Below are 24,306 nucleotides of genomic sequence, written 5' to 3'. Positions count from 1 at the left end.
TATCGCTGGCGGAAAGCCGCCATTTTGCCAGCTGCGCGGCGTGCGCGCCGATCAGCGCGGCGCGGTCACGCGGCTGGCGCCGCTGTCGCGGTCCAGCGGGATGCGTTCGTAAGCCGTGCCGGCCGGCGGCGGACGATCGGTGATGTGCAGCACGCCGTCGGCGTCGTGCCAGCGGTACAGCGAAGGCGGCGGCGCGCCGCGCGCTTCCTCCGCCCTGGAGACGTGGCGTGCCGGGTGGCCGAATCACCAGGCCAGGCCGCCGCCGAGCAGCAGCAGCGCCAGGACCGCCCAGACGACCCGCATCGCCGCTCAGGCGCCCGGCGGGCGGGCGCTGCCCTCGGCCTTGGCGGCGCTCGGCGTGCAGTAGGCCTTGACCGCCGCTTCGGCCAGCTCGCGCTGGCTGGCGCGCTCGCTGTCGGTCAGGAGCGCGCCCGGCTTGCCGTCGGCGCCGGCCTGACGCACCGGGGTGTTGTTGGACAGGATGCGCTGGTTCAGGCGCGCGGTGGTGCACTGCGCATTCTCGGCCGGGGCCGCCTTGGCGCTGGCCGGGGCCTCGCCGCGCGCCATGGCGTCGGCCGGGTTGATCTGCCGGCCCTGCAGGTTGCTCTTGGGCGGTGGCGTGTCCGAGTAGTGGGTCACGCCCTGGGCGTCCTTCCACTGGTACATGCTCTGGGCGTGGGCCAGCGGCGCCGCCAGCAGGGCCGACAGGATCAGGCAGGTGGGCAGACGCATGGCGGGCTCCGGGAGGGCGGGGCGGGCGGGGGATGGCGGCGATTGCAGCACCCCCGGACCGCAGTGGCAAGCGCCGCAACGGCGGTGCGACGGCCCGGGCGGCCCATCGCAAAGCGCATGACACCCTCTAAACTGTGGGGATGGACCCGCTTCCCCAGCCCACCCGCGCGCGCGGCATGTATCTGCTGCCGAACCTGTTCACCACCGCCGGTCTGTTCTCCGGCTTCTACGCGATCATCGCCGCCTCCAATGGCGAGTTCGTTTCCGCGGCGATCGCCGTGTTCGTCGCCGCGCTGATGGACGGCATCGATGGCCGCGTGGCGCGCCTGACCGGTACCAGCAGCGAGTTCGGCGTGCAGTACGACTCGCTCGCCGACCTGGTCAGCTTCGGCATGGCCCCGGCGCTGGTGATGTACCACTGGTCGCTGTCGGCGCTGAAGCTGGACGGGGAGATCATCGGCCGGGTCGGCTGGGCGGTGGCCTTCCTCTACGCGGCCTGCGCGGCGCTGCGCCTGGCGCGGTTCAATACCCAGGTCGGCACGGTCGACAAGCGCTGGTTCGTCGGCCTGGCCAGCCCGGCGGCCGCGGGGCTGATGATGTCCTTCGTGTGGGCCTTCGCCGACGGCAAGCTGGACTGGACCGGCGAGCAGCTGCGTTACGTGGCGCTGGGCGTGACCATCGTGGCGGCGCTGCTGATGGTCAGCCGCATCCGCTTCTGGAGCTTCAAGGGCAGCGGCAAGGGCGGCGCCAAGGCCGACCGGATCCCGTTCCTGCTGGTGGTGCTGGTGCCGGTGGTGATCGCCATCCTGGTGGTCGACCTGCCGCGGACGCTGTGCGTGATCGGCGTGCTGTACGCGCTGTCGGGGCCGGTGATGTGGGCGCTGCAACGCCGGGGGCGCCGGGAGCCGGCGGCGTGAGCGAAGCCGGCAGCCCGCTGTGGACCGGCGAGCAGCACGCCTGGCTGCGCGCGCTCGGCCATACCGTGTGGGTGCCGGGCCAACTGGTCGCGGCGGGGGCGCCGGCCTTGGACGCGCCGGCCGCGCCCGTGCGCCGTCCGCCGACGCAGCCCACGCGCGAGGCGGCCCCGCCGCCTGCGCCCTCCACGCCGCCGCGCCGTCCGCCGCCCGCCATGGCCACCGACAGCGCTCCGGTCGCGCCGCGCCGTCCGCCGGCGCGCGGATCGCTGCTGCCGGACCGCCTGCGGATCGAACTGCTGCGCGCCTCCGGCCTGAACCCCAACACGCCCGAGGCCGCGGCGATCATGGCCGCCTGGCCGGACAGCGCGAGCCTGCGTGGCAACGCGGCGGCCAAGCGGGCGCTGTGGCCGCAGCTGCGCGCGCTGCGCCGCAAGGGCCCGCCGTGAGCGCGGTCCAGTCCGACTCCGGCGCCGCCAGCCTGCGGCCGATGCGCGAGGCGGATCTGGACGCGGTCATGGCGATCGAGCAGCGCGCCTATCCCTTCCCGTGGACGCGCGGCATCTTCCGCGACTGCCTGGCGGCCGGCTATCCGGCCTGGTTGCTGGTCGAGCACGGTCTGGCCATCGGCTATGGCGTGATCAGCCTGGCCGCCGACGAGGCGCACATCCTCAATGTCTGCGTGGCGCCCGAGCGCCAGGGCCGCGGCCTGGGTCGCCAGCTGCTGCGCGCGCTGGTGCAGGGCGCGCGCGAGCGCCGCGCCGAGCGGGTGTTCCTGGAAGTGCGCCCGTCCAACCCGCATGCCATCGCGCTGTATCACAGCGAAGGCTTCAACGAGATCGGCCGCCGCCCGCGCTACTACCCGGCCAGGGACGGGCGCGAGGACGCCATCGTCATGGCGATCGAACTGATCGACGGCGAGATCGACCGCATGCCGCCGCTGTAGGCGGTGCCTCTGTGTCGCGCGGCTGATCGAAAGCGGAAATGATTCCTGGGAGCCGCCATGGCGGCAATGAGGCTCTACCGGTAAAGCCCCATCGCCGCCATTGGCCAAAAAGGCCAAAAGCTCCGCTCTACAAGAAGGCTGCGACTCGATCTGAGAGACCGTTGCTCCCACAAAATCCTTGGTGCCATGCCGGCTTGCTCAAGCCAGCCGCAGCATCGCCACACCCAGCGCGATCACACCCGCGGCGAGCAGGCGCGCCCGCGGCGGGCGCTCCTTGAGCAGCAGCACCGAGATGCCCAGGCCGAACACGATCGCGCTTTCGCGCAGGGCCGCCACCAGCGCGACCGGTGCGCGGGTCATCGCCCACAGCGCCAGGCTGTAGGACAGCAGCGTGCCTATCCCGCCCGCCAGGCCGCGCGCGACGTTGCCGCGCAGGTAGGCGAGAAAGGCCATGCGCCGCGCCAGCAGCGCCCAGGCCAGCAGCGGCAGGGCGGTCAGCGCGAACAGCCACAGCGTATAGCTCAGGGGATGGGCGGAACGGCGCGCGCCGGCGGCATCCAGCAGCGTGTAGCCTGCGATCACCGCGGCATTGAGCAGGGGCAGGGCGGCGTGGTGCAGGCGACCGCTGCCCAGCGCCATCGCCAGCACCCCGGCGCACACCACTGCGATGCCCAGCCAGGCGCGCGGTGCGGGATGTTCGCCCAGCCACAGCACGCCGACGACGGCCACCAGCAGCGGTGCGGCGCCGCGCATCAGCGGATACGCCTGGCTCATGTCGGCCACGTGATAGCAGCGCGCCACCAGGGCGAAGTACAGCGCCTGCAGCAGAGGCGAGACCAACAGGAACGGCCAGCTCGCCGCGGCCGGCGCGGGCAGGAAGGGCAGCGCGCAGGCCGCGATCAGCGCGGCGAAGCCGGACACCAGCACGGTGGTCAGCAGCTTGTCCGGCGCGCCCTTGACGAGGGCGTTCCAGCCCGCATGCATCAGCGCGGCGAACAGCACCAGGCAGAAGACGCTAAGCGGCATGGGCAGGCCTGAAGCGGAGATGGGAGTGAGGCTGGGTGAGGTGAGGCTGGGTGGGAGCCGGCATGCCGGCGATGAGGCTTTACCGGGAAAGCCCTATCGCCGGCATGCCGGCTCCCACCAAGCTACCACCAGCCTCATCTCGAGCTATCAGCAGGCTCACCTCGAGCTATCGGCAGCCTCGCATCAAGCAATCAGCAGGCCCACATCAAGCAGCTAGCAGGCTTACCTCAAGCCGCTAGCAGGCCCGCTTCAAGCGATCGGCAGGCTCGCACCAGACTCCCGCAAGGCGCCGCCGCAGGATCACAGCTTGGCGCGCTGCTCCTGCAGGGCCGTCAGCTGCGCGGTCCAGTCGGCCAGGCGCACGCGCTCCTGTTCGACCACTGCCGCCGGCACCTTGTCGCTGAACTTGGCCAGCTTGGCCTCGCTCTTCTCGCGCTCGCCGGCGACCCGGGCGATCTCCTTGTCCAGGCGCGCGCGCTCGGCGTCCAGGTCGACCAGGCCTTCCAGCGGCACCAGCAGGCGCAACTCGCCCACCACCGCGGCGGCCGAGGCCGGCGCATCGGCGCCGTCCAGCCAGTCGATCGACTCGAGCCGGAGCAGGAAGCGCAGCTGCGAGTCGAAGCGCGCCACGCGCGCGCGGTCCTGCGCGTCGCCGGCCTGCAGCAGCAGACGCACGCTCTTGCCCGGGGAGACCTGCAGCTCGCTGCGCACGCGGCGCAGGGCGCTGATGATGGCCTTCAGCCATTCCACGTCGGCCTCGGCACCGGCGTAGCCGGACGCGGCAAGCGCCTGCGCGATGGGATAGGCCTGCAGCGAGATGGTGCGGCCGGCCACGCCCACGCGCGGGGCGACCTGCTGCCACAGCTCCTCGGTGACGAACGGCGCCAGCGGATGCAGCAGGCGCAGCAGCTGCTCGAGCACATAGAGCAGGGTGTGGCGGGTGCTGTCGGCGGCGGCCGCGTCCGCCGCGCCGCTCAGCGCGGGCTTGGCCAGCTCGACGAACCAGTCGCAGAACTGGTTCCAGGCGAACTCGTACAGGCACTGCGCCAGCAGGTCGAAGCGGTAGCTGGCGAAGTGCTCGGCGGCCTCGCCGGACACGCGCGCCAGGCCGGCCAGGATCCACTTTTCCGCGTCGGTGACCGGCTGCGGGGCGCCGGCGAACTGCGCGCCCTCGGTGTTCATCAGCACGAAGCGCGTGGCGTTCCACAGCTTGTTGCAGAAGTTCTTGTAGCCCTCCGCGCGGCCCAGGTCGAACTTGATGTCGCGTCCGTGCGTGGCCAGCGCGGCGATGGTGAAGCGCAGCGCATCGGCGCCGTGGGCGGCGATGCCGTCGGGGAACTCCTTGCGCGTGGCCTTCTCGATCTTCTCGGCCAGGCGCGGCTGCATCAGCCCGCTGGTGCGCTTGGCGACCAGATCCTCCAGCGCGATGCCGTCGATGATGTCCAGCGGGTCGAGCACGTTGCCCTTGGACTTGGACATCTTCTGGCCCTGCGCGTCGCGGATCAGGCCGGTCATGTAGACGTCGCGGAACGGAATCCTGCCGGTGAAACTGTCGGTGGCCATGACCATGCGCGCCACCCAGAAGAAGATGATGTCGAAGCCCGTGACCAGCACGTCCGAGGGCAGGTAGCGATCGAAGCCGCGCTGCTCCATCGCCTGCTCTTCGGGCCAGCCCAGCGTGGAGAACGGCCACAGCTGCGAGGAGAACCAGGTCTCCAGCACGTCGCTGTCCTGGGTCAGCACCACCTCGTCGCCCAGGTCGTGCTCGGCGCGCACCTGCGCCTCGTCGCGGCCCACGTAGTACTTGCCGGCCGCGTCGAACCACGCCGGGATGCGATGGCCCCACCACAGCTGGCGGCTGATGCACCAGTCCTGGATGTTCTCCATCCAGTGGCGGTAGGTGTTGATCCAGTTCGGCGGGACAAAGCGGATCTGGCCGGATTCGACCAGTTCCAGGCCGCGCTTGGCCAGCCCGTCCATCCTCACGAACCACTGGTCGGTCAGGTAGGGCTCGATCACCTGGCCGGTGCGGTCGCCGCGCGGCACCTGCAGCTTGTGCGGCTTGGTCTCCACCAGCAGGCCGAGCGCCTCCAGGTCGGCCAGCACCGCCTTGCGCGCGGCGTAACGGTCCAGGCCCTGGTACTTGTGCGGCGCGTTCTCGTTGAGCGCGGCGGTGGGCGTAAACAGGTTGATCATCGGCAGCGCGTGGCGCACGCCGACCTGGTAGTCGTTGAAGTCGTGCGCCGGGGTCACCTTGACCACGCCGGTGCCGAAGTCGCGATCCACGTAGTCGTCGCCGATCACCGGGATGGTGCGCTCGCTCAGCGGCAGCGCCACCGCCTTGCCGATCAGCCCGGCGTAGCGCGGATCCTCCGGATGGATCATCACCGCCGTATCGCCGAGCATGGTCTCCGGGCGCGTGGTGGCCACCACCAGGTAGTCGCGGAACTCGCGCAGGGTCTCCTGGCCGTCGGCGTCCACCTCGACGTGCTCGTAGGTGGCGCCATCGGCCAGCGGATAGCGGATCGACCACAAAAAGCCGTCTTCCTCGACGTTCTCCACCTCCAGGTCGGAGATCGCCGTCTTCAGCACCGGGTCCCAGTTGACCAGGCGCTGGCCGCGGTAGATCAGGCCCTGCTCGTACCAGCGCACGAAGGCCTCGGTCACCGCCGCCGAGGGCTGCGGGTCCATGGTGAAGGTGCTGCGCGACCAGTCGGCCGAGGTGCCGAGCCGGCGCATCTGGCGCTCGATGGTGTCGCCGGACTGCTGCTTCCATTCCCAGACCTTGGCGATGAAGCCCTCGCGGCCCAGCGAATCGCGCGTTTCGCCCTTGCCCTCCAGCGCCAGGTTGCGGCTGACCACCATCTCGGTGGCGATGCCGGCGTGGTCGGTGCCCACCTGCCACAGCGCGTCGAAGCCGCGCATGCGGTGGTAGCGCACCAGCGCGTCCATCAGCGTCTGCTGGAACGCGTGGCCCATGTGCAGCGTGCCGGTGACGTTGGGCGGCGGCAGCAGGATGGTGTACGGCGTGCCGGTGCCGGAGGGCTTGAACGCGCCGTCGGCTTCCCACTGCGCGTACAGGCGCGCTTCGAAGGCTTTCGGGTCGTAGCTGGAGGCGAGGGTGGTCATAGGCGGGACATCGGGAATCGGAAATGGGGAATCGACAAGGCGCGGGGGCGGCGTCCGCCGCGGCCGGTGAAGCGGGATCAAGAATCCCGGTGCTCCATCCCGGTTGCCGGCTTCATCACATATCGTGCTTGTTGAGCGCGAACCCGCGCGCCTGGTACTGGCGCCAGCGTTCGCGCAGCGGCTCGCGCGCGGCCGGGTCGGCCGGGACGACCTCCAGCACGCGCTCGCAGGCGCCGGCGTAGGCGGCATCGCGCAGGTTGATCACCAGCGGGCGCGGCGCGGCGTCCAGCTCCGGCGCGGCGATCAGCACCGGGGTGATGTCGTCGTCCTCGTCGGTGCCGGCGATCTGGTGCGGTACGTAGGCATCGTCCTCGAAGGCCCACAGCAGCTCGTCCAGCTCCTCGGCCTGGGCCGCGTCGCGCGCCAGGATCAGCGTGGGCTGGTTGGAGGCGTAGGCGCGCTTGGCCAGTTCGCAGACCAGGTTCAGCGGCGCCTCGAGGAAGCGCGGCTTGGCGATCAGGTAGAAGTCGGCGCGCATGGGGGCTGGGAATGGGCAGTGGGGAGGCGGGAATCGAAGGAGCGGTGCGCGGCAAGGTGGCCGCGCGCCGTGGAGGGATCGGGACTCGGGCGTCTCACCATTCCCAATCCCCGTTTCTCAGTTCCCGGCCGTGCCCGAGGCGCGGTCCAGCAGCCACTGCGCCAGCAGGTTCACCGGGCGGCCGGTGGCCATGCCGCGCTTGCCCTCGTCGTTGGCCACGCCGGCGATGTCCAGGTGCGCCCAGCGCTGGCCTTCGGTGAAGCGCGCCAGGAAGCAGCCGGCGGTGATCGCGCCGCCCCAGCGGCCGCCGATGTTGTAGACGTCGGCGAAGGTGGACTCCAGCTGGGACTGGTACTCGTCCCACAGCGGCAGGCGCCAGGCGCGGTCGTAGACGTGCTCACCGGCGCTGAGCAGTTCCTCGCTCAGGTCGTCGTGCTTGCTCATCAGGCCGGCGGCATGGCGGCCCAGCGCGACCATGCAGGCGCCGGTGAGCGTGGCCACGTCGACCAGGGCCTCGGGCTTGAAGCGCTCGGCATAGGTCAGCGCGTCGCACAGGATCAGGCGGCCTTCCGCGTCGGTGTTGCCGACCTCGATGGTGCGGCCGGACATGGAGGTGATGACGTCCGAGGGGCGATAGGCGTTGCCGTCGATCGCGTTCTCCACCGCCGGCACCACCACCACCAGGTTCAGCGGCAGCTTCAGGCCGACCGCCGCCACGAACGTGCCCAGCACCGTGGCGCCGCCGCACATGTCGTACTTCATCTCTTCGATGCCGCCCTGGGTCTTCAGGTTGACGCCGCCGGTGTCGAAGGTGATGCCCTTGCCGACCAGCACGTAGGGCTTGGCCGACGCATCGGCCGCGCCGTTCCACTTGAGCACGATCAGGCGCGGGCGGTTGGCCGAGCCGCGGGCCACGGCCAGCAGCGAGCCCATGCCCAGGGCCTCCATGGCGGCATCGTCGAGGATCTCGGCCTCGGCGCCCGCGTGCCCGGCGGCGAAGTCCTGCGCCTGCTGGGCCAGGTAGGCCGGGGTGCAGACGTTCGGCGGCAGGTTGCCCAGCTCGCGGGTGAACTTCACGCCGTTGGCGATGGCGATGCCCTGGGCCAGCGCGGTGTCGTCGCTGCCGAGGAAGGCGACCTGGGCCAGCGCCTGCGGGTCCGGCTTCTTCTTGCCCAGGGTGGCGGTGTAGCGGTAGGTCGCGTGCTCGGTGGCGGCCACGGCCTGGCGGATCGCCCAGGCGGCGTCGCGCCCCGGGACCTCCAGCTCGGTCAGGGTCACCAGCGCGGAGACGGCCGCGCCGTCCTTGAGCGCGCGGGCGGCCTCGGTCAGCGCCTTGAGGTAGGTCGGCACGTTGAACTTGGCCGGCTCGCCCAGGCCGACCAGCAGCACGCGCGGGGCCTTCACGCCGGGCAGGTCGTAGAGCGCGGTGATCTTGCCGCTGCGGCCCGGGGCGTCGCCGCGCTGGGCCAGCGCGGCCAGGCGACCCTGGCTGGCGGCGTCAATGGCGGCCGCGGACGGGCTCAGGGTCTTGTCCGCATACACGCCCACGACCACGCAATCCACGGCGGCGGTGGTGGGGGTGTCGTGGTTCAGGGTGAATTCCAGGGCCATTGCGCAATTTCCGTCGAGTCGGTTTCACCAGCAGTTACGTACAATCGCCGGCCGCCGCGATGCTGGATGCCCCGGCGCCGACTCGGTCCGCGCGTGCGCGCACCGGCATTCGAACCTGCAATTGTAAGGCAACCCCATCCGATGCCGAAGCTGGACCGCTACCTGTTCTCCGAGTTCACCCAGAGCTTCCTGGCCGCGCTGATGGTGCTGCTGATCGTGAGCATGGGCGGGCTGCTGGTCGACGTGCTGGGCGATGTGGCCAACGGCAAGCTGCCGGCCGGCCTGCTGCTGTCCCAGCTGGGGCTGGCCACGGTGCAGTTCCTGCCGCTGATCCTGTCCCTGGCGCTGATGCTGGGCCTGATGCTGGCCATCGCCCGCCTGTACCGCGACTCGGAAATGGCGGTGCTGACCTCGATCGGGGTGGGCCCGCGGCGCCTGCTGCGCCCGCTGCTGCTGCTGGTGGTGCCGATCGTGGCGATCGTGGCGGCGGTCTCGCTGTGGGCCGGCCCCCTGTCCCTGCGCACCAGCCAGGCGATGATCGACAACGCCAACCGCTCGCTGATCCTGGCCGGGCTGGAGCCGGGCCAGTTCACCGTGCTCAGCGACGGCGGGGTGGTCTACGTCAACGGCATGTCCAGCGACGGCACGCGCCTGGCCAAGGTGTTCATGCAGCGCCAGAAGGGCGACCGGCTGGACGTGGTCACCGCCAAGTCCGGGCGGATGTATTTCGAGGGCGAGACCTCGCGCTTCCTGAAGCTGGAGGACGGCTACCGGGTGGAAGGCCCGGCGGGCGAGGGCAAGGACTACCGCCTGATGCGCTATGCCAGCAACGAGGTCGCCCTGCCCGACGGCAGCGACAAGAAGGCCCAGGACGATCCCGAACTGCTGACCACCGGCCAGCTGCTCGGCGACGCGCGCCCCGAGGCCAACGCCCAGCTGCAGAGCCGCATCACCCCGCCGCTGCTGTGCCTGGCCTTCGCCCTGCTGACCCTGCCGCTGGCGCGCAGCGCGCCGCGCCAGTCGCGCTACGGACGGGTGATGCTGGGCTTCCTCGGCTACCTGGTGGCGTTCCTGATGATGATCAACGGCAGCCAGTGGCTGGCCACCGGCAAGCTGCCCGGCGCGCTCGGACTGTGGTGGCTGAGCCTGCCGCTGCTGGCGCTGGGCGTCTGGGCCTACCTGCGTGACGGCCGGCTTTCCCGCCCGAAGGGAGCGCGCGCATGAGGTTCGCCCCGCGCATCCATGATCTCTACGTGGGCAAGGTGGTGCTGGGCACCGTGCTGCTGGTCTGGGCGGTGCTGCTCGGCCTGGACGTGACCAACGGCATCTCCGGCCAGCTGCGCGATGTCGGGCGCGGCAACTTCACCTTCGCCCATGCGATCGCCTTCACCCTGTACACGGTGCCGCGCCGGGCCTACACCCTGTTCCCGACCGCCGCGGTGATCGGGGCGCTGATGGGCCTGGGCCAGCTGGCCGCCAGTTCCGAGTTGACCGCGCTGCGCGCGCTGGGCCTGTCGCGGCGCCGGCTGAGCCTGTCGGTGGCGGTGACCCTGGCAATCCTCACCGGCGGCATGGTGGTATGCATGGAGACCGCCGGCGCCTGGGGCCAGACCCAGGCCGACAACCTCAAGGCGGCGGCCAAGTTCGGCAATGTGGCGCGTGGCATGTACGCCGGGCTGTGGGCGCGTGAGGGCGACACCTTCCTCAGCGCGCGCAGCGGCGACCTGGTGTCAGGCGCCGACGGCAACTCGCAGCTGCAGCTGCAGGACGTGCGCCTGTACCAGCTCGATCCCGACGGCCGCCTGGCCTCGATCACCCACGCGGCCAACGCGATCCACGTCACCGACAGCTGGCTGCTCAGGGACGTCACCCGCACCACTCTGGGCGCGCGCTCGGTGCAGCAGGACAAGCTGCCGCAGGAGAACTGGCCCTCCAAGCTCGATCCGGCCGCGCTGGCGGCCACGCTGGGGCAGCCGCGCTACATGTCCGCCGCCGACCTGTCGCGCAGCATCGACTACCGCACCCGCAACAGCCTGGATGCGCGCGATTACGAAGAGGTCTACTGGGGCCGCTGGTTCTATCCGATCAACGTGCTGGCGCTGTGCCTGGCGGCGATCCCGTTCGCCTTCGGCAGCCTGCGCAGCGGCGGCATGGGCAAGCGCCTGTTCCTGGGCATCATGTTCGCGCTGGCGTTCTGGCTGCTGCAGCTGTTGTTCGGGCGCATGGGCACCGCGCTGCGCCTGGATTACCGCCTGGCCTATACCGCCACGCCGGTGCTGATGCTGGTGATCTCGTACTGGCTGTTCAGGCGGCGCAGCAGCTGAGAATCGGGCGTGAGCGGAAGCCTCGCGCCGCGCGTTTCTTCCCGCCGATCACTCACTCCCCGCTCCTCGCCTCACCACGCGCGTGCCGCTGGCCCGGTCGTGCCAGGTCAGGCGCTCGCGATCGATCCAGGCCCACCAGAAGCCCAGGCCGGCGCACAGCAGCGACAGCGTGCCCACGCAGTAGCGCAGCCACAGCGCGCCCCAGGTCGGGCGCGCGGCGGACACGCCGGTCACCGCGATCTTCCATGGCCGCATGCCCAGGGTCTGGCCCCCGCGACGCCAGCTCAGCGTGGCGTACAGCCCGGTCACCAGCCAGCAGCACAGCCACAACAGCCATTGCAGCGCGCTGAAGGGGGCGATGTTCTGGCGCGCGGCGTGGTGGCCCAGGTAGGTGTAGCCGGCGGTGAAGGCCGCGGCCACCGCGAACCACAGCGCCAGCGCCGGCCACGCGTCGTAGAACAGGGCCAGCAGCCGCCGGCCGACGTCGGCACGGCGGGGCGCGGGCAGGGCGAGCGGGGCGGCGTCGGGTTCGGCGGACATGGCCGCCAGCATAGAGCGCGCCCGGGCCGGCGCGCACCGCCATGCCCTCTGCCGCCGGGCCCGCCGCCGCGATGGCAGGCGCTACCCTTGCGGGCATGAGTACGCCCGCCGAACGCCGCCAGCAGGTCGCCGAACTGCCGCCCTGCGGCGAGGCCGACCAGCGCCAGATCGACCGTTTCCTCGACGCCATCTGGGCCGAGGGCGGACTGGCCCGGGCCACGCTCGACAGCTACCGGCGCGACCTGCAGGGCTTCGCCCGCTGGGCGGGCTGGCGCGCTGGCGCGCCACTGGCCCGCGCGCCGGCGAGCGCCCAGCCAGGGATGGCCGGGGCGGACGCTCCGCAAGCCGGCGCCGTTGCGCCAGGGAGGGCCGGCACGGACAACGTGCTGGCGAGCGCCGATCGTGCCCTGATCTTCGACTACCTGGCCTGGCGCACGCGCCAGGGCTATTCGCCCCGCAGCAATGCGCGCCTGCTCTCGTGCCTGCGGGCGTTCTACGGCCAGCTGGTGCGCCGCGGCGAACGCGCGGATGACCCGACCGCGCTGCTCGACCCGCCCAAGCTGCCGCGCGCGCTGCCCAAGGCGCTGTCGGAGAGCCAGATCGACGCGCTGCTGGCCGCACCGGACGTGGACACCCCGCTGGGCCTGCGCGATCGCGCGATGCTGGAGCTGATGTACGCCTGCGGCCTTCGCGTGAGCGAACTGGTCGGCCTGGCCGACGCCGGCGTCAACCTGCGCCAGGGCGCGCTGCGCGTGCTGGGCAAGGGCAGCAAGGAGCGGATGGTGCCGCTGGGCGAGGAATCCCAGCACTGGCTGCAGCGCTATCTCGACGGCGCGCGCGCACAGCTGGCAGGCAAGCGCGGCGCGGCGCGGGGCGACGGGCGCACGCCGCTGTTCATCGACGCGGCCGGCGAGCCGCTGAGCCGGCAGGCGTTCTGGGGCCTGGTGAAGCGCTACGCGGCCGTGGCTGGGATCGACGCCGCCAGGGTCAGCCCGCACGGCCTGCGCCACAGCTTCGCCACCCACCTGCTCAACCGCGGCGCCGACCTGCGCTCGCTGCAGCTGATGCTGGGCCACAGTTCGTTGTCCACCACCCAGATCTACACCCTGGTCGCCCGCCAGCACCTGCAGCAGCTGCACGCGAAGCACCACCCGAGGGGGTGAACACCCGGCCGGGATGGCCGGTCCGGGGCGTCGTCGCGCGGCCCGACTCGCCATGGAGGGCCGCATGGAATCAGCCGGCGCCACGAGGGCGGTTCTGTGGGAGCCGCCATGGCGGCGATGAGGCCTTCCCGGTGAAGCCCCTCGCCGCCATGGCGGGTCCCACCGAGCCGGGCAGGGGCCTGCCGGCTCCCCGCGGCCGGATAGGCGCTCCCACAGCGTAGAGCTGCGCATGCCGCTCCTGGGGTGGAGCGCCGCTGCCCGGGCCCTTCAGCCGGCCTGTGCGAGAATCCGGGGTCCGATGCCCCGCCTGGCGGGGCCCCGCGCCGAGCGCCGCCCGCGGCCGCCGGCCCCGAACCAGGAAGTCCCCCGATGCGCCGTCTTGTCCCCCTCGTCCTGCTGACCGGCCTGAGCCTGACCGCCTGCGCCAAGCCGCCGCAGTCCGCCGCCGACACCGCCAAGCCCGCCAAGCCCGCCGCGGCCGCGCCGGCCAGCAACGACCCGGTCGAAGCCCGGGTGCGCGCCGCGCTCAAGCAGCTCAATCCGCAGGTCGACGTGGACTATGTCGGCAAGGCCCCGCTGCCGGGCTTCCGCGAGGTGATCGCCGCCGGCCAGCTGGTCTACGTCAGCGACGACGGCAAGTACCTGGTGCAGGGCAACGTGATCGACGTGGCCCAGCGCAAGGACCTGATGCAGGGCAGCGACGCGCTGGCCCAGTATCGCCAGAACCTGCTCAAGTCGGTCAAGCAGGCCGATCGCATCGTGTTCGCGCCGGCCAATCCCAAGTACACCGTCAGCGTGTTCACCGACATCGAATGCGGCTACTGCCGCAAGCTGCACAGCCAGATCGCCGACTACAACAAGCAGGGCATCGCGGTGGAGTACCTGGCCTGGCCGCGCATGGGCCTGGGCAGCCAGGACCACAAGGACATGATCTCGGTCTGGTGCGCGGCCGATCGCCGCAAGGCCCTGACCGAGGCCAAGGCCAGCGGCCAGGTCGCCGCGCGCGACTGCACCAACCCGGTGACCATGGAATACAACGTCGGCCAGCGCCTGGGGGTCAACGGCACCCCGGCCGTGTTCGCCCCGGACGGCAACCAGATCGGGGGCTACCTGCCGCCGGCGGAGATGCGCGCGGCGCTGGACAAGCTGGCGGCCGCCGACGCGGCCAAGGCCAAGAGCGCCGGCATGCCGTAACAGCGGTCTGAAACGTGGGAGCCGCCATCGCGGCGATGGGGCTCTACCGGTAAAGCCCTATCGCCGCCATGGCGGCTCCCGCGCTCGATTGGGCGCTGGGGCACTGCCGGGAAAGCCCCTCGCCGCCATGGCGGTGCCTCCCGCCGGTACAATGGGCGGCCCCGCTCCACGGCTCCCACGGTTCCCGGACATGATCGTCCTCGAAGGCCAGCCGGCCTTGTCGCAGTTCCGCCGCGCGCGGCTCGAATCCCGCCTGCAGTCCGTCGCCCCCCAGGTCCGCCTCCTGGGCACCTGGCAGGTCTACTTCATCGATCCGCAGCCCGGCACCGCGCCGGACCTGGAGGCGCTGCGCCGCATCCTGCAGGCCGGCGACACGCCAGCCGCGCGCGAGGACGGGGCCACCAGCCGCCTGGTCGTGCCGCGCCTGGGCACGCGCTCGCCCTGGTCGAGCAAGGCCACCGAACTGCTGCGCGGCGCCGGCATCGCCGTGCACCGGGTCGAGCGCGGCACGCGCGTGGACCTGGCCGGCTGGCCGGACGATGCGGCCGCCCGCGCGGCGCTGGACAAGCTGCTGCACGACCCGATGACCCAGTCGCTGCTGGCCGGCGTCGAACAGGCCGGCGCGCTGTTCGAGGCGCCGCCGCGCGGTGAGCTGGCGCGGGTGCCGCTGGACGGCCTGGAAGCGGCCAACGCGCGCCTCGGGCTGGCCCTGGCCCAGGACGAGATCGACTACCTGCGCGCGCGCTACGCGGCGCTGGGGCGCGACCCGTCCGACGTCGAACTGATGATGTTCGCGCAGGCCAATTCCGAGCACTGCCGGCACAAGATCTTCAACGCCAGCTGGACCATCGACGGCCGCGCCCAGGAGCGCTCGCTGTTCAAGATGATCAAGCACACCCACCAGCAGACCCCGCAGTACACGCTGTCGGCCTACAGCGACAACGCCGCGGTGGTCGAGGGCCTGCCGGCGGCGCGCTACCGGCCCGATCCGGCCACCGGCCGCTACCGCAGCGAGGCGGTGCTGCCCAGCGCGTTCCAGATCAAGGTCGAGACCCACAACCATCCCACCGCGATCGCACCGTTCCCCGGCGCCTCGACCGGCGCCGGCGGCGAGATCCGCGACGAGGGCGCGACCGGGCGCGGCGGCAAGCCCAAGGCCGGCCTGACCGGCTTCAGCGTCTCGCACCTGCGCATCCCGACGCTGCCGCAGCCGTGGGAGGCGCCGCGCGCGCTCAACCCGCGCATGGCCCCGGCGCTGGAGATCATGCTCGACGGCCCGCTGGGCGGGGCGGCGTTCAACAACGAGTTCGGCCGGCCCAACCTGCTGGGCTATTTCCGCAGCTTCGAGCTGCCCGAGGGCGAAGGCCTGACCCGCGCCTACGACAAGCCGATCATGCTCGCCGGCGGCCTGGGCGCGATCGACCGCTGCCAGGTCGAGAAGAAGACCCTGCAGCCGGGCGATGCGGTGATCGTGCTCGGTGGCCCGGCGATGCTGATCGGCCTGGGCGGCGGCGCGGCCAGTTCGGTCGCCTCCGGCGACAGCGCCGAGGACCTGGATTTCGCCAGCGTGCAGCGCGACAACCCGGAGATGGAGCGCCGCTGCCAGGAAGTGATCGACCGCTGCGTGGCGCTGGGCGCGGACAATCCGATCCGCTGGTTCCACGACGTCGGCGCCGGCGGCCTGTCCAACGCCATCCCCGAACTGCTGCACGACTCGGGCGTGGGCGGCATCATCGACCTGGACAAGGTGCCCAGCGACGACCCCTCGCTCTCGCCGCTGGAGCTGTGGTGCAACGAATCGCAGGAGCGCTACGTGCTGGGCGTGCCGCAGGCGCGCCTGGCCGAGTTCGCCGCGATCTGCGAGCGCGAGCGCTGTCCTTTTGCCGCGGTCGGTGTGGCGACCGCGGAGGAGCGGCTCGTTGTGGGATATGGCGTCCTCGGCGCCGGGATTCGGGATTCGGGATTGGGGATCGGCAAGCCCGCCGCCTCCGCTTCTGACCAATCTCCAATCCCCAATCCCCAATCCCCGCACCCCATCGATCTGCCAATGGACGTGCTCTTCGGCAAAGCGCCGAAGATGCATCGCGAGACGGCGCATCCGGCGCCGGCGCGCTGGCCCGAGCTGAAGACCGAGGGGCTGGAGCTGCGCGAGGCGGGGCTGCGCGTGCTGGCGCATCCGTCGGTGGCGTCCAAGAGCTTCCTGGTGACCATCGGCGATCGCAGCGTCGGCGGCCTGACCGCGCGCGAGCAGATGATCGGCCCCTGGCAGCTGCCGCTGGCCGACTGCGCGATCACGCTGGCCGGCTTCGACACCTTCGCCGGCGAGGCGATGTCCATCGGCGAGCGCGCGCCCCTGGCGCTGCTGGATGCCGCCGCCTCGGCGCGCATGGCCGTGGGCGAGGCGATCACCAACCTGTGCGCCGCGCCGGTGCCGGCGCTGGAACACGTCAAGCTGTCGGCCAACTGGATGGCCGCGGCCAACCACGCCGGCGAGGACGCGCTGCTGTTCGACGCCGTGCGCGCGGTGGGCATGGAGCTGTGTCCGCAGCTGGGCCTGAGCATCCCGGTGGGCAAGGATTCACTGTCGATGCAGGCGGTGTGGACGGCTGGGAATGGGGAATCGGGAGTCGGGAATCGGGAAGCGGCGGTCGCCGCGGTTGCCGACGCTTCTGCTTCGCCCACTCCCCATTCTCCATTCCCCATTCCCGGCCAAACGCTGAAAAGCGTTTCGCCCGTTTCCCTGGTCATCTCCGCCTTCGCGCCGGTCGACGATGCGCGCACGCAGCTCACCCCGCTGCTGTCGCGCGCGCCGGACACCGAGCTGTGGCTGATCGGGCTGGGCGGCGGCAAGCAGCGCCTGGGCGGTTCGGTGCTGGCGCAGGTGTTCGCCGGCGACGAGGCGCTACCCGCCTTCGGCGGCGATGTGCCGGACCTGGACAACCCCGAGCTGCTGCGCAACTTCTTCGAGATGGTGCGCGAGGCGCGTACGGCCGGGCTGCTGCTGGCCTATCACGACCGCAGCGACGGCGGTGCCTTCGCCGCGCTGTGCGAGATGGCCTTCGCCGCGCATCTGGGCGTGGACATCGCCCTGGATGCCTGGGGCGAGGACGCCTTTCGCGCACTGTTCAACGAGGAACTCGGCGCCATCGTGCAGATCGCCGCCGAAGACCGTGCCGCCTTCGCCGACCTGGTCGAGCGTCATGCGCTGACCGAATGCGCCCAGCGCATCGCCAGGCCCACCACCGCGCCGAGCGTGCGCGTCACCCAGGCCGGCCAGCCGCTGGCCGAGTGGCGCTGGGAGGAACTGTTCGACGCGTGGTGGTCGGTGACCCACGCCATGCAGCGCCTGCGCGACAACCCGGAGAGCGCGGACGAGGAGCGCCACACCGCGCGCACCTTCGCCGAGCCGGGCCTGAAGCCAAAGCTGGTGTTCGATCCGGCCGAGGACGTGGCCGCGCCGTTCATCGCGACCGGGGCGCGGCCGAAGGTCGCGATCCTGCGCGAACAGGGCGTCAACGGCCAGATCGAGATGGCCAACGCCTTCGAACGTGCCGGCTTCGAGGCGTTCGACGTGCACATGAGCGATCTGATCGAGGGGCGCGTGTCGCTGGAGCGCTTCACCGGCCTGGCCGCGTGCGGTGGCTTCAGCTACGGCGACGTGCTCGGCGCCGGCCGCGGCTGGGCGACCTCGATCCTGGAACGTCCGGCATTGCGCGCGCAGTTCGCCGCGTTCTTCGCGCGCCCGGAGACCTTCTCGCTGGGCGTGTGCAACGGCTGCCAGATGCTGAGCCAGCTCAAGGACATCATCCCCGGCGCCGAGCACTGGCCGCGGTTCCTGCGCAACCGCAGCGAGCAGTTCGAGGCCCGCACCGCGCTGCTGGAGGTGGTGGAATCGCCGTCGGTGTTCTTCCGTGGCATGGCCGGTTCGCGCATTCCGGTGGCCGTGGCCCATGGCGAGGGCCGTGCCGAGTTCGAGTCGGCGGTGGACCTGGCCGCCGCGCGCGTATCGCTGCGCTATGTCGATGGCGATGGCCAGGTGGCCACGCGCTATCCGACCAATCCCAACGGCTCGCCCGAGGGCATCACCGGCCTGACCAGCAGCGATGGTCGCGCCACCATCCTGATGCCGCATCCGGAACGCACGCCGCGTACGGTCAACCTGAGCTGGTCGCCGGCCGGCTGGGCGGACGACGCGCCGTGGCTGCGCATGTTCCGCAATGCGCGGGTGTGGTGCGGCTGAAGCCTCGCGACACTGCGCCGCACACATCGACGCCCATCGCTCGCGATGGGCGTCGTGCTTTGTGTGATTCCTGTTCCGTTACGCGATATTCGTTGTCGGAATTTGCGCAGGCCATCTCGGCATGAAGTCGTTGAAATGACTTGTTTTGCGCCTTCTTCGCATGGCGTTGCAATCCATGAACGGCACTTGACGTCAAGAAATTGACTCGCGGACTATCGATCCAGACGCATGACGCAAGTCCATGCGTTCGGTCCGTCATTAAATCCCCCGCAAGGCGGACCGTCGCCGTTCAACGAGAGAGAGACCCGTTACCGCTGTGACCGTGTGCGCGAAGCCCTTCGCGCGCCGACGGGGAACTCTTGCCCGCAACAACCTAACGCCAAGGAAAGGAACGCATGAATCGCATCTTCTGCAAGCTGTGGGATGCCCGTCGCGGGCAGGTCGTGGTGGCCTCGGAACTGGCCTCGCGCCACGGCAAGGGCAAGGGCGCGCGCATGCTGCGGGCCGCGGTCGCCGCGGTGGCGGTGTTCGCCGCGCACAGTGCGCTGGCGCAAGCGGTGGGCGGTGGCGTGGCCTCCGGCACGGCCAGCACCGCCATCTCGCCGCAGACGGCCGACTGCGCCGATGGCGCCACGCGCGTGGCCCGCGCCGACGGCCAGAACGGCATCGCCATCGGCTGCGGCGCCGATGCCTCGGGCGATGCGTCCACCGCGGTGGGCTTCCAGAGCGAGGCCAGCGGCGCGCAATCGACCGCCAACGGCGCGGCCGCGCTCGCCAGCGGCGATGGCGGCGTGGCCCTGGGGGCGCTGAGCGAGGCCTCCGGCGTGGAGTCCACCGCCAGCGGCTACTACAGCGCGGCCACCGCCGATGGCGCCACCGCGCACGGCGCGGAGAGCCTGGCCAGTGGCCTCGAATCGACCGCCGCCGGTTTCCTGTCCGCCGCCACCGGCACCGGTGCGACCGCACTCGGCGCCGAATCCATCGCCACCGGCGACTACGCCACCAGCGTGGGCGTGGCGGCGCAGGCCAGCGGCACCAGCGCCACCGCGGTGGGCGAGTTCTCCATCGCCGGCGGTGAGGAGAGCACCGCCGTGGGCGGTTCGGCGCTGGGCGGGATCTACCAGACGCAGGCGCTGGGCGAAGGCGGTGCGGCGTTCGGCAACGGCGCCTGGGCCAACGGCGACTACGGCACCGCGCTGGGGTATCTGAGCTCGGCCGATGCGCAAGGCGCCAGCGCGCTGGGCGCGGGCGCGTGGGCGGAAGCCGGCGACAGCACCGCGCTCGGCTTCGGCGCGCACAGCGCCGCCGGCAACAGCGTGGCGCTGGGCGCCGGCTCGGTGGCGCAGCGCGAGAACACCGTGTCGGTGGGCGATGCCGGTGCCGAGCGCCAGGTGGTCAACGTCGCCGCCGGCACCGACGCCACCGACGCGGTCAACAAGGCGCAGCTGGACGAAGTCGCCGCCACCGCCAACACGACCAGCAAGTTCTTCCAGGCCAGCGGCAGCGCCGACAGCGACGCCGGTGCCTACGTCGAAGGCGACAACGCCGTGGCCGCGGGCGAGGCCGCCAATGCGATCGGCAACGGCGCGTCGGCGATCGGCGGCGGTGCCAACGCGGCCGGCGTCAACGCGACGGCCAGCGGCTTCAACGCCACGGCCACCGCCGATTCGGCCACCGCGGTCGGCGGCACGCTGACCTATGCCGATCCTGACACCGGCGAGGTGCTGCTCGATCAGACCACCAGCGCCAGCGCGGTGGGCGCCAGCGCGCTGGGCGCCGGTGCGCAGGCCAGCGGCGCGTTCAGCACCGCCACCGGTGCCGCCGCCACGGCCGCCGGTCTGCAGGCCACGGCGAGCGGTTTCAGCAGCAGCGCGGCCGGGCTGGCCGCCACGGCCAACGGCGGCTTCTCGAGCGCAGGCGGGGACTTCGCCTCCGCCTTCGGCTATGGCGCCGATGCCGTCGGCGTCAACGCGACCGCGCTGGGCGCAGGCGCCGCCGCGCAGGGTGGCAGTTCCACCGCGGTGGGCGAGAGCAGCCAGGCCCTCGGCGAGGAGGCGACCGCGGTCGGTGGCAGCACCTTCTTCGGCCTGATCAGCACCCGCGCCAGCGGCACCGGCAGCGCCGCGTTCGGCAACGGCGCCTGGGCCACCGGGGAATACAGCACCGCGCTGGGGCACAACAGCTATGCCGATGGCGCCAGCAGCGCGGCGATCGGCGCCAACGCCTTCGCCGAGGCGGAGAACAGCGTGGCGCTGGGCGCCGATTCGGTGGCCTCGCGCGCCGGCACGGTCTCGGTCGGCGACGCCGGCGCCGAGCGTCAGGTCGTCAACGTGGCGGCCGGCACCGAAGCCACCGATGCGGTCAACAAGGCGCAGCTGGACGAAGTCGCCACCACCGCCAACACAACCAGCAAGTACTTCCAGGCCAGCGGCAGCACCGGTAGCGATGCCGGCGCCTACGTAGACGGCGACGATGCGGTCGCCGCGGGCGAGGCCGCCAACGCGCTGGGCACCGGCGCGTCGGCCTACGGCGCGGGCGCCGGCGCGGCGGGCAACCAGGCCACGGCCATCGGCCACAACAGCGCGGCGGTGGGCGAGGGCAGCGTCGCGGTCGGCGGCATGGGCCAGGCCTTCGATCAGTACAACAGCCCGATCGAGGACGCCGACGGCAAGCCTGTGCTGGTCGGCGCCAACGCCACCCAGGACGCCACCGCCGTCGGCGCCGGCGCGCAGGCCACCGGCACGGTGTCCTCGGCGTTCGGCTACGGCGCGCAGGCGCTGGGCGAACACAGCACCGCCGGCGGCTACAAGGCGCGCGCGGTCGGCGGCTATGCGGTGGCCTTCGGCGACAGTGCCTGGGCCAGCCAGGACTACGCCACCGCGGTCGGCGCCTATGCCTGGGCCACGGCAGAAGGCGCCTCGGCCTTCGGCCAGGGCGCGTGGGCGACCGGGCTCAACACCTCGGCGTTCGGCACCGGCGCCTGGGCCAGCGGCAGCGGCGCGACCTCGATCGGCTTCAACAGCTGGGCCCCGGGCGCCAGCGCCACCGCGATCGGGCGCGGCGCGTTCGGCTACGGCGACTACAGCATCGGCCTGGGCTACCAGGCGCTGGGCAACACGATCAACAGCATCGCCATCGGCACCAATGCGCTGGCCGACAACGAGAGCGCCATCGCACTCGGCGCCGGCAGCGAGGCCACCGGCAACAACGCCGTGGCGCTGGGCGCCGGCGCGGTGGCCGCGCGCGACAACAGCGTCTCGGTCGGCGATGCCGGTGCCGAGCGCCAGGTCACCAACGTCGCGGCGGGCACCGAAGCCACCGATGCGGTGAACAAGGCGCAGCTGGACCAGGTCGCCGCCACCGCGCAGACCACCAGCAAGTACTTCCAGGCCAGCGGCAGCGCCGACAGCGATGCCGGTGCCTATGTGGAAGGCGACAACGCGGTGGCCGCGGGCGAGGCGAGCAATGCGATCGGCAACGGCGCCTCGGCCTTCGGTTCGGGCGCCAATGCCAGCGCGCAGAACGCCACGGCGGTGGGCTTCAACGCGGTGGCCGCGGGCCAGAACGCGGCGGCCTTCGGCAACAACGCGCAGGCCACCGGACCTGCGAGCGTGGCCGTGGGCGGCGTGGCGGTGGACGAGAACGGCGATCCGCTGATCACCGTCGACGGCGCGCCGGTCAGCACCGGCGCGACCAGCGCCAGCGTGGGCGGCACCGCGCTGGGCGCCAGCGCCGATGCCTCCGGCTTCGCCGCCACCGCCAACGGCGTGGGCGCCTACGCGGCCGGCGCGCAGGCCACGGCGGTGGGCGCGGTGGCCAATGCGATCGGCGACTACACCACCGCGGTGGGCACCTCGAGTGCGGCGGTGGGCACCAGTTCGACCGCGGTTGGCGGCGTGGCCGATCTGATTCCGGGGCTGGGCCTGTTCGTCTCGACCCAGGCCAGCGGTGAATCGTCCAGCGCCTTCGGCGCCGGCGCGATCGCCGCGGGCGACTACAGCCTGGCCAGCGGCGTGCTCAGCGAGGCCGACGGGCTGGAGAGCACCGCGGTGGGTTACTTCGCCTATGCGCCTTCGGCGCTGTCCACCGCGCTGGGCGCCGAGACCTGGGCCAGCGGCGAGGCGAGCACGGCGATCGGTTACTACGCCACCGCGTTCGGCGACAACAGCGTGGCGTTGGGCGCCAACTCCAAGGCCACGCGCAACAACACGGTCTCGGTCGGCGATGCCGGCACCGAGCGCCAGATCACCAACGTCGCCGCGGGCACCGAGGACACCGATGCGGTGAACAAGTCCCAGCTCGACGCGGTGGCGGCCTCGGCCGAGGGCACCAGCGCGGGCTTCCAGTTCTCCGGCAAGGGCCTGGCCAGCGCCGGCGGCAGCGATGCCACCGCGGCCGGGTCGGGGGCGAGCGCCGCTGGCAATCGCAGCGTGGCGCTGGGCGCGGGCAGCGCGGCCAGCGGTGCCGGTGCCATCGCGGTGGGCGCGGCGAGCAAGGCCAGCGCGGTCAACGCCACTTCGGTCGGCCTGCAGTCCAGCACGCTGGGCGCCAACGGCGTGACCGTGGGCTACAACGCCTTCGTGCGCCAGAGCGCGAGCAACGGCGTGGCGCTGGGTGCCAACGCCGGCGCGACCGGCGCCAACTCGGTGGCGCTGGGCGCGGGCTCGCGCACCTACGAGGCCGACACCGTGTCGCTGGGCAGCGGCAACGGCCGCGGCGGCCCGGCCACGCGCCGCATCGTCAACCTCAGCCAGGGCCTGCTGGCAGAAGGCAGCACCGAGGCGGTCACCGGCGGCCAGCTCTACCAGTCGCTGCAGGCCTATGCGCGCTACCTCGGTGGCGGCGCCTCGGTCGGCCCGCTCGGCGGGCTGACCACGCCGACCTTCATCGTCCAGGGCGATGGCTACAACAGCGTGGGCGATGCGCTGGCCGCGCTGGATTCGAAGGTGACCGAGCTCGACGCGCGCAGCGGCACGGCCAGCGCCAGCAAGGTCGCCACCGCCTCGCGCAGGACGCTCAGCGCCGCCGCCCCGGCCAGCGTCGAGCAGACAACGGAAGAAGCGTCCACCGAGACGCTGCGCACCGCGGCGAGCGACAGCGCCACGCCGGTCGCCACCACCGCGACCGCCGCGGCGACCACGCCGGCATCCACCACGCTCGGCAACGCGGCCCAGGCCAACGCCGACAGCGGCACCGCGATCGGCGGCGCCGCCTATGCCGCCGGCCCTGGCGACACGGCCATCGGCAGCAACGCCCGGGTCAACGCCGACGGCAGCACCGCGGTCGGCGCCAATGCCACCATCGCCGCCGAGGCGACCAACGCGGTCGCGGTGGGCGAAGGCACCTCGGTCACCGCGGCCAGCGGCACGGCCGTGGGCCAGGGCAGCAGCGTGAGCGCGGAGAACGCCGTGGCGCTGGGTCAGGGATCGACCAACGACCGCGCCAACACCGTCTCGGTGGGCAGTGCCGGCAACCAGCGCCAGGTCACCAACGTGGCCGCCGGCACGCAAGCCAGCGATGCGGCCAACGTCGGCCAGGTGCAGGCCGGCGACGCGCAGTCGGTGGCCACCGCCAAGGCCTATACCGACAACACCGCCACGCAGACGCTGAGCAGCGCCAACAGCTATACCGACGCCAAGTTCAACGCCTGGAACCAGGACCTGGACGGCTACAAGCAGGGCGTGGACCGCCGCTTCGCCGAGCAGGACCGCCGTATCGACCGCCAGGGGGCGATGAACGCGGCGATGCTCAACATGGCCACCAGTGCCGCCGGCATCCACACCGAGAACCGCGTGGGCGTGGGCGTGGGCTTCCAGGGCGGCGAGAACGCGCTGTCGGTGGGCTACCAGCGCGCGCTCAGCGAGCGGGCCACGATCACCGTCGGCGGCGCCTTCAGCGGCGACGAACGCTCGGTGGGCGTGGGCGCCGGCTTCGGCTGGTAAGGCGACA

General features: G+C 72.0%; 16 protein-coding genes. 9 read left to right on the top strand and 7 right to left on the bottom strand.

All coding sequences use genetic code 11. The features are described from left to right. Nucleotides 1–51: 51 nt before the first annotated feature. Nucleotides 52–180 carry a DUF4124 domain-containing protein gene (locus LAJ50_RS16950; protein WP_138653335.1) on the bottom strand — a complete coding sequence of 43 codons (129 nt, stop codon included), beginning with the start codon at nt 178–180 and terminating at the stop codon, nt 52–54. Nucleotides 181–309: 129 nt separating this feature from the next. Further along, the gene (locus tag LAJ50_RS16945) at nt 310–732 is read right to left on the bottom strand and encodes a DUF4124 domain-containing protein (RefSeq protein WP_138653333.1); all 423 of its coding nucleotides are present in this window, start codon (nt 730–732) and stop codon (nt 310–312) included. A gap of 140 nt (nt 733–872) precedes the next feature. Here LAJ50_RS16945 and pssA point away from each other — a divergent pair, with 140 nt between their 5' ends. The 3 genes from pssA to rimI are packed head-to-tail and all read left to right on the top strand — an operon-like array spanning nt 873 to nt 2,592. Then, the gene (gene pssA, locus LAJ50_RS16940) at nt 873–1,649 is read left to right on the top strand and encodes a CDP-diacylglycerol--serine O-phosphatidyltransferase (RefSeq protein WP_130550252.1); all 777 of its coding nucleotides are present in this window, start codon (nt 873–875) and stop codon (nt 1,647–1,649) included. Next, nucleotides 1,646–2,095, top strand: coding sequence for an alanine acetyltransferase (locus LAJ50_RS16935; protein WP_224096357.1), 450 nt, complete (start codon nt 1,646–1,648; stop codon nt 2,093–2,095). Before pssA ends, LAJ50_RS16935 begins: the two co-directional genes overlap by 4 nt. Nucleotides 2,096–2,136: 41 nt before the next feature. Then, entirely contained in the window at nt 2,137–2,592 is a 456-nt protein-coding gene (gene rimI / locus LAJ50_RS16930) for a ribosomal protein S18-alanine N-acetyltransferase (protein WP_171044662.1), read from the top strand. 198 nt (nt 2,593–2,790) lie between these two features. Here the strand turns inward: rimI and LAJ50_RS16925 are convergent, their stop codons facing one another. From LAJ50_RS16925 to LAJ50_RS16910, 4 genes are all read right to left on the bottom strand, one after another. Then, nucleotides 2,791–3,618 (bottom strand): EamA family transporter, encoded by an 828-nt coding sequence (locus LAJ50_RS16925; protein ID WP_138654722.1) that lies wholly within the window; start codon nt 3,616–3,618, stop codon nt 2,791–2,793. Nucleotides 3,619–3,918: 300 nt separating this feature from the next. Beyond that, nucleotides 3,919–6,747 carry a valine--tRNA ligase gene (locus tag LAJ50_RS16920; protein ID WP_138654720.1) on the bottom strand — a complete coding sequence of 943 codons (2,829 nt, stop codon included), beginning with the start codon at nt 6,745–6,747 and terminating at the stop codon, nt 3,919–3,921. 115 nt (nt 6,748–6,862) lie between these two features. Beyond that, nucleotides 6,863–7,285: a DNA polymerase III subunit chi gene (locus tag LAJ50_RS16915; protein ID WP_130523125.1), complete on the bottom strand. Its 423-nt coding sequence runs from the start codon at nt 7,283–7,285 to the stop codon at nt 6,863–6,865. Nucleotides 7,286–7,402: 117 nt separating this feature from the next. After that, nucleotides 7,403–8,896: a leucyl aminopeptidase gene (locus LAJ50_RS16910; RefSeq protein WP_138654718.1), complete on the bottom strand. Its 1,494-nt coding sequence runs from the start codon at nt 8,894–8,896 to the stop codon at nt 7,403–7,405. Between the two features lie 141 nt (nt 8,897–9,037). On the opposite strand from LAJ50_RS16910, the gene lptF reads away from it, so the two are divergent. Beyond that, nucleotides 9,038–10,120 (top strand): LPS export ABC transporter permease LptF, encoded by a 1,083-nt coding sequence (gene lptF / locus LAJ50_RS16905; RefSeq protein ID WP_130550246.1) that lies wholly within the window; start codon nt 9,038–9,040, stop codon nt 10,118–10,120. Next, nucleotides 10,117–11,220 carry an LPS export ABC transporter permease LptG gene (gene lptG, locus LAJ50_RS16900; RefSeq protein ID WP_130550245.1) on the top strand — a complete coding sequence of 368 codons (1,104 nt, stop codon included), beginning with the start codon at nt 10,117–10,119 and terminating at the stop codon, nt 11,218–11,220. The genes lptF and lptG overlap by 4 nt, the downstream gene beginning before the upstream one ends. Nucleotides 11,221–11,268: 48 nt before the next feature. Here lptG and LAJ50_RS16895 read toward each other — a convergent pair whose 3' ends face one another. After that, on the bottom strand, nt 11,269–11,760 hold the full coding sequence (locus tag LAJ50_RS16895; RefSeq protein ID WP_138654716.1) for an RDD family protein: 492 nt from the start codon (nt 11,758–11,760) through the stop codon (nt 11,269–11,271). 95 nt (nt 11,761–11,855) lie between these two features. On the opposite strand from LAJ50_RS16895, the gene LAJ50_RS16890 reads away from it, so the two are divergent. From LAJ50_RS16890 to LAJ50_RS16875, 4 genes are all read left to right on the top strand, one after another. Beyond that, nucleotides 11,856–12,923 (top strand): site-specific tyrosine recombinase XerD, encoded by a 1,068-nt coding sequence (locus LAJ50_RS16890; protein WP_138654714.1) that lies wholly within the window; start codon nt 11,856–11,858, stop codon nt 12,921–12,923. 369 nt (nt 12,924–13,292) lie between these two features. After that, a complete protein-coding gene (locus LAJ50_RS16885; protein ID WP_130550242.1) occupies nt 13,293–14,117 on the top strand; it encodes a thioredoxin fold domain-containing protein in 825 nt (274 codons plus the stop codon). 190 nt (nt 14,118–14,307) lie between these two features. Further along, nucleotides 14,308–18,357 carry a phosphoribosylformylglycinamidine synthase gene (purL, locus tag LAJ50_RS16880; RefSeq protein WP_138654712.1) on the top strand — a complete coding sequence of 1,350 codons (4,050 nt, stop codon included), beginning with the start codon at nt 14,308–14,310 and terminating at the stop codon, nt 18,355–18,357. Nucleotides 18,358–18,752: 395 nt separating this feature from the next. Further along, nucleotides 18,753–24,299, top strand: a complete 5,547-nt coding sequence (locus tag LAJ50_RS16875) for an ESPR-type extended signal peptide-containing protein (RefSeq protein ID WP_138654710.1) — start codon at nt 18,753–18,755, stop codon at nt 24,297–24,299. Nucleotides 24,300–24,306: the final 7 nt, after the last annotated feature.

Origin of the sequence: Pseudoxanthomonas sp. X-1, assembly GCF_020042665.1 — a bacterium.
In the GTDB taxonomy this organism is placed as follows: Bacteria; Pseudomonadota; Gammaproteobacteria; order Xanthomonadales; family Xanthomonadaceae; genus Pseudoxanthomonas_A; species Pseudoxanthomonas_A spadix_A.
This window is presented reverse-complemented; position numbering and strand designations above follow the sequence as displayed.

Bases quoted from the DNA above. Each gene is read 5' to 3' on its own strand.
- pssA (WP_130550252.1), top strand. From the start codon at position 873: ATGGACCCGCTTCCCCAGCCCACCCGCGCGCGCGGCATGTATCTGCTG.
- LAJ50_RS16925 (WP_138654722.1), bottom strand. From the start codon at position 3,618: ATGCCGCTTAGCGTCTTCTGCCTGGTGCTGTTCGCCGCGCTGATGCAT.
- LAJ50_RS16945 (WP_138653333.1), bottom strand. From the start codon at position 732: ATGCGTCTGCCCACCTGCCTGATCCTGTCGGCCCTGCTGGCGGCGCCG.
- LAJ50_RS16875 (WP_138654710.1), top strand. From the start codon at position 18,753: ATGAATCGCATCTTCTGCAAGCTGTGGGATGCCCGTCGCGGGCAGGTC.
- LAJ50_RS16890 (WP_138654714.1), top strand. From the start codon at position 11,856: ATGAGTACGCCCGCCGAACGCCGCCAGCAGGTCGCCGAACTGCCGCCC.
- LAJ50_RS16910 (WP_138654718.1), bottom strand. From the start codon at position 8,896: ATGGCCCTGGAATTCACCCTGAACCACGACACCCCCACCACCGCCGCC.
- LAJ50_RS16915 (WP_130523125.1), bottom strand. From the start codon at position 7,285: ATGCGCGCCGACTTCTACCTGATCGCCAAGCCGCGCTTCCTCGAGGCG.
- LAJ50_RS16895 (WP_138654716.1), bottom strand. From the start codon at position 11,760: ATGTCCGCCGAACCCGACGCCGCCCCGCTCGCCCTGCCCGCGCCCCGC.
- purL (WP_138654712.1), top strand. From the start codon at position 14,308: ATGATCGTCCTCGAAGGCCAGCCGGCCTTGTCGCAGTTCCGCCGCGCG.
- lptF (WP_130550246.1), top strand. From the start codon at position 9,038: ATGCCGAAGCTGGACCGCTACCTGTTCTCCGAGTTCACCCAGAGCTTC.
- lptG (WP_130550245.1), top strand. From the start codon at position 10,117: ATGAGGTTCGCCCCGCGCATCCATGATCTCTACGTGGGCAAGGTGGTG.
- LAJ50_RS16920 (WP_138654720.1), bottom strand. From the start codon at position 6,747: ATGACCACCCTCGCCTCCAGCTACGACCCGAAAGCCTTCGAAGCGCGC.
- rimI (WP_171044662.1), top strand. From the start codon at position 2,137: ATGCGCGAGGCGGATCTGGACGCGGTCATGGCGATCGAGCAGCGCGCC.
- LAJ50_RS16885 (WP_130550242.1), top strand. From the start codon at position 13,293: ATGCGCCGTCTTGTCCCCCTCGTCCTGCTGACCGGCCTGAGCCTGACC.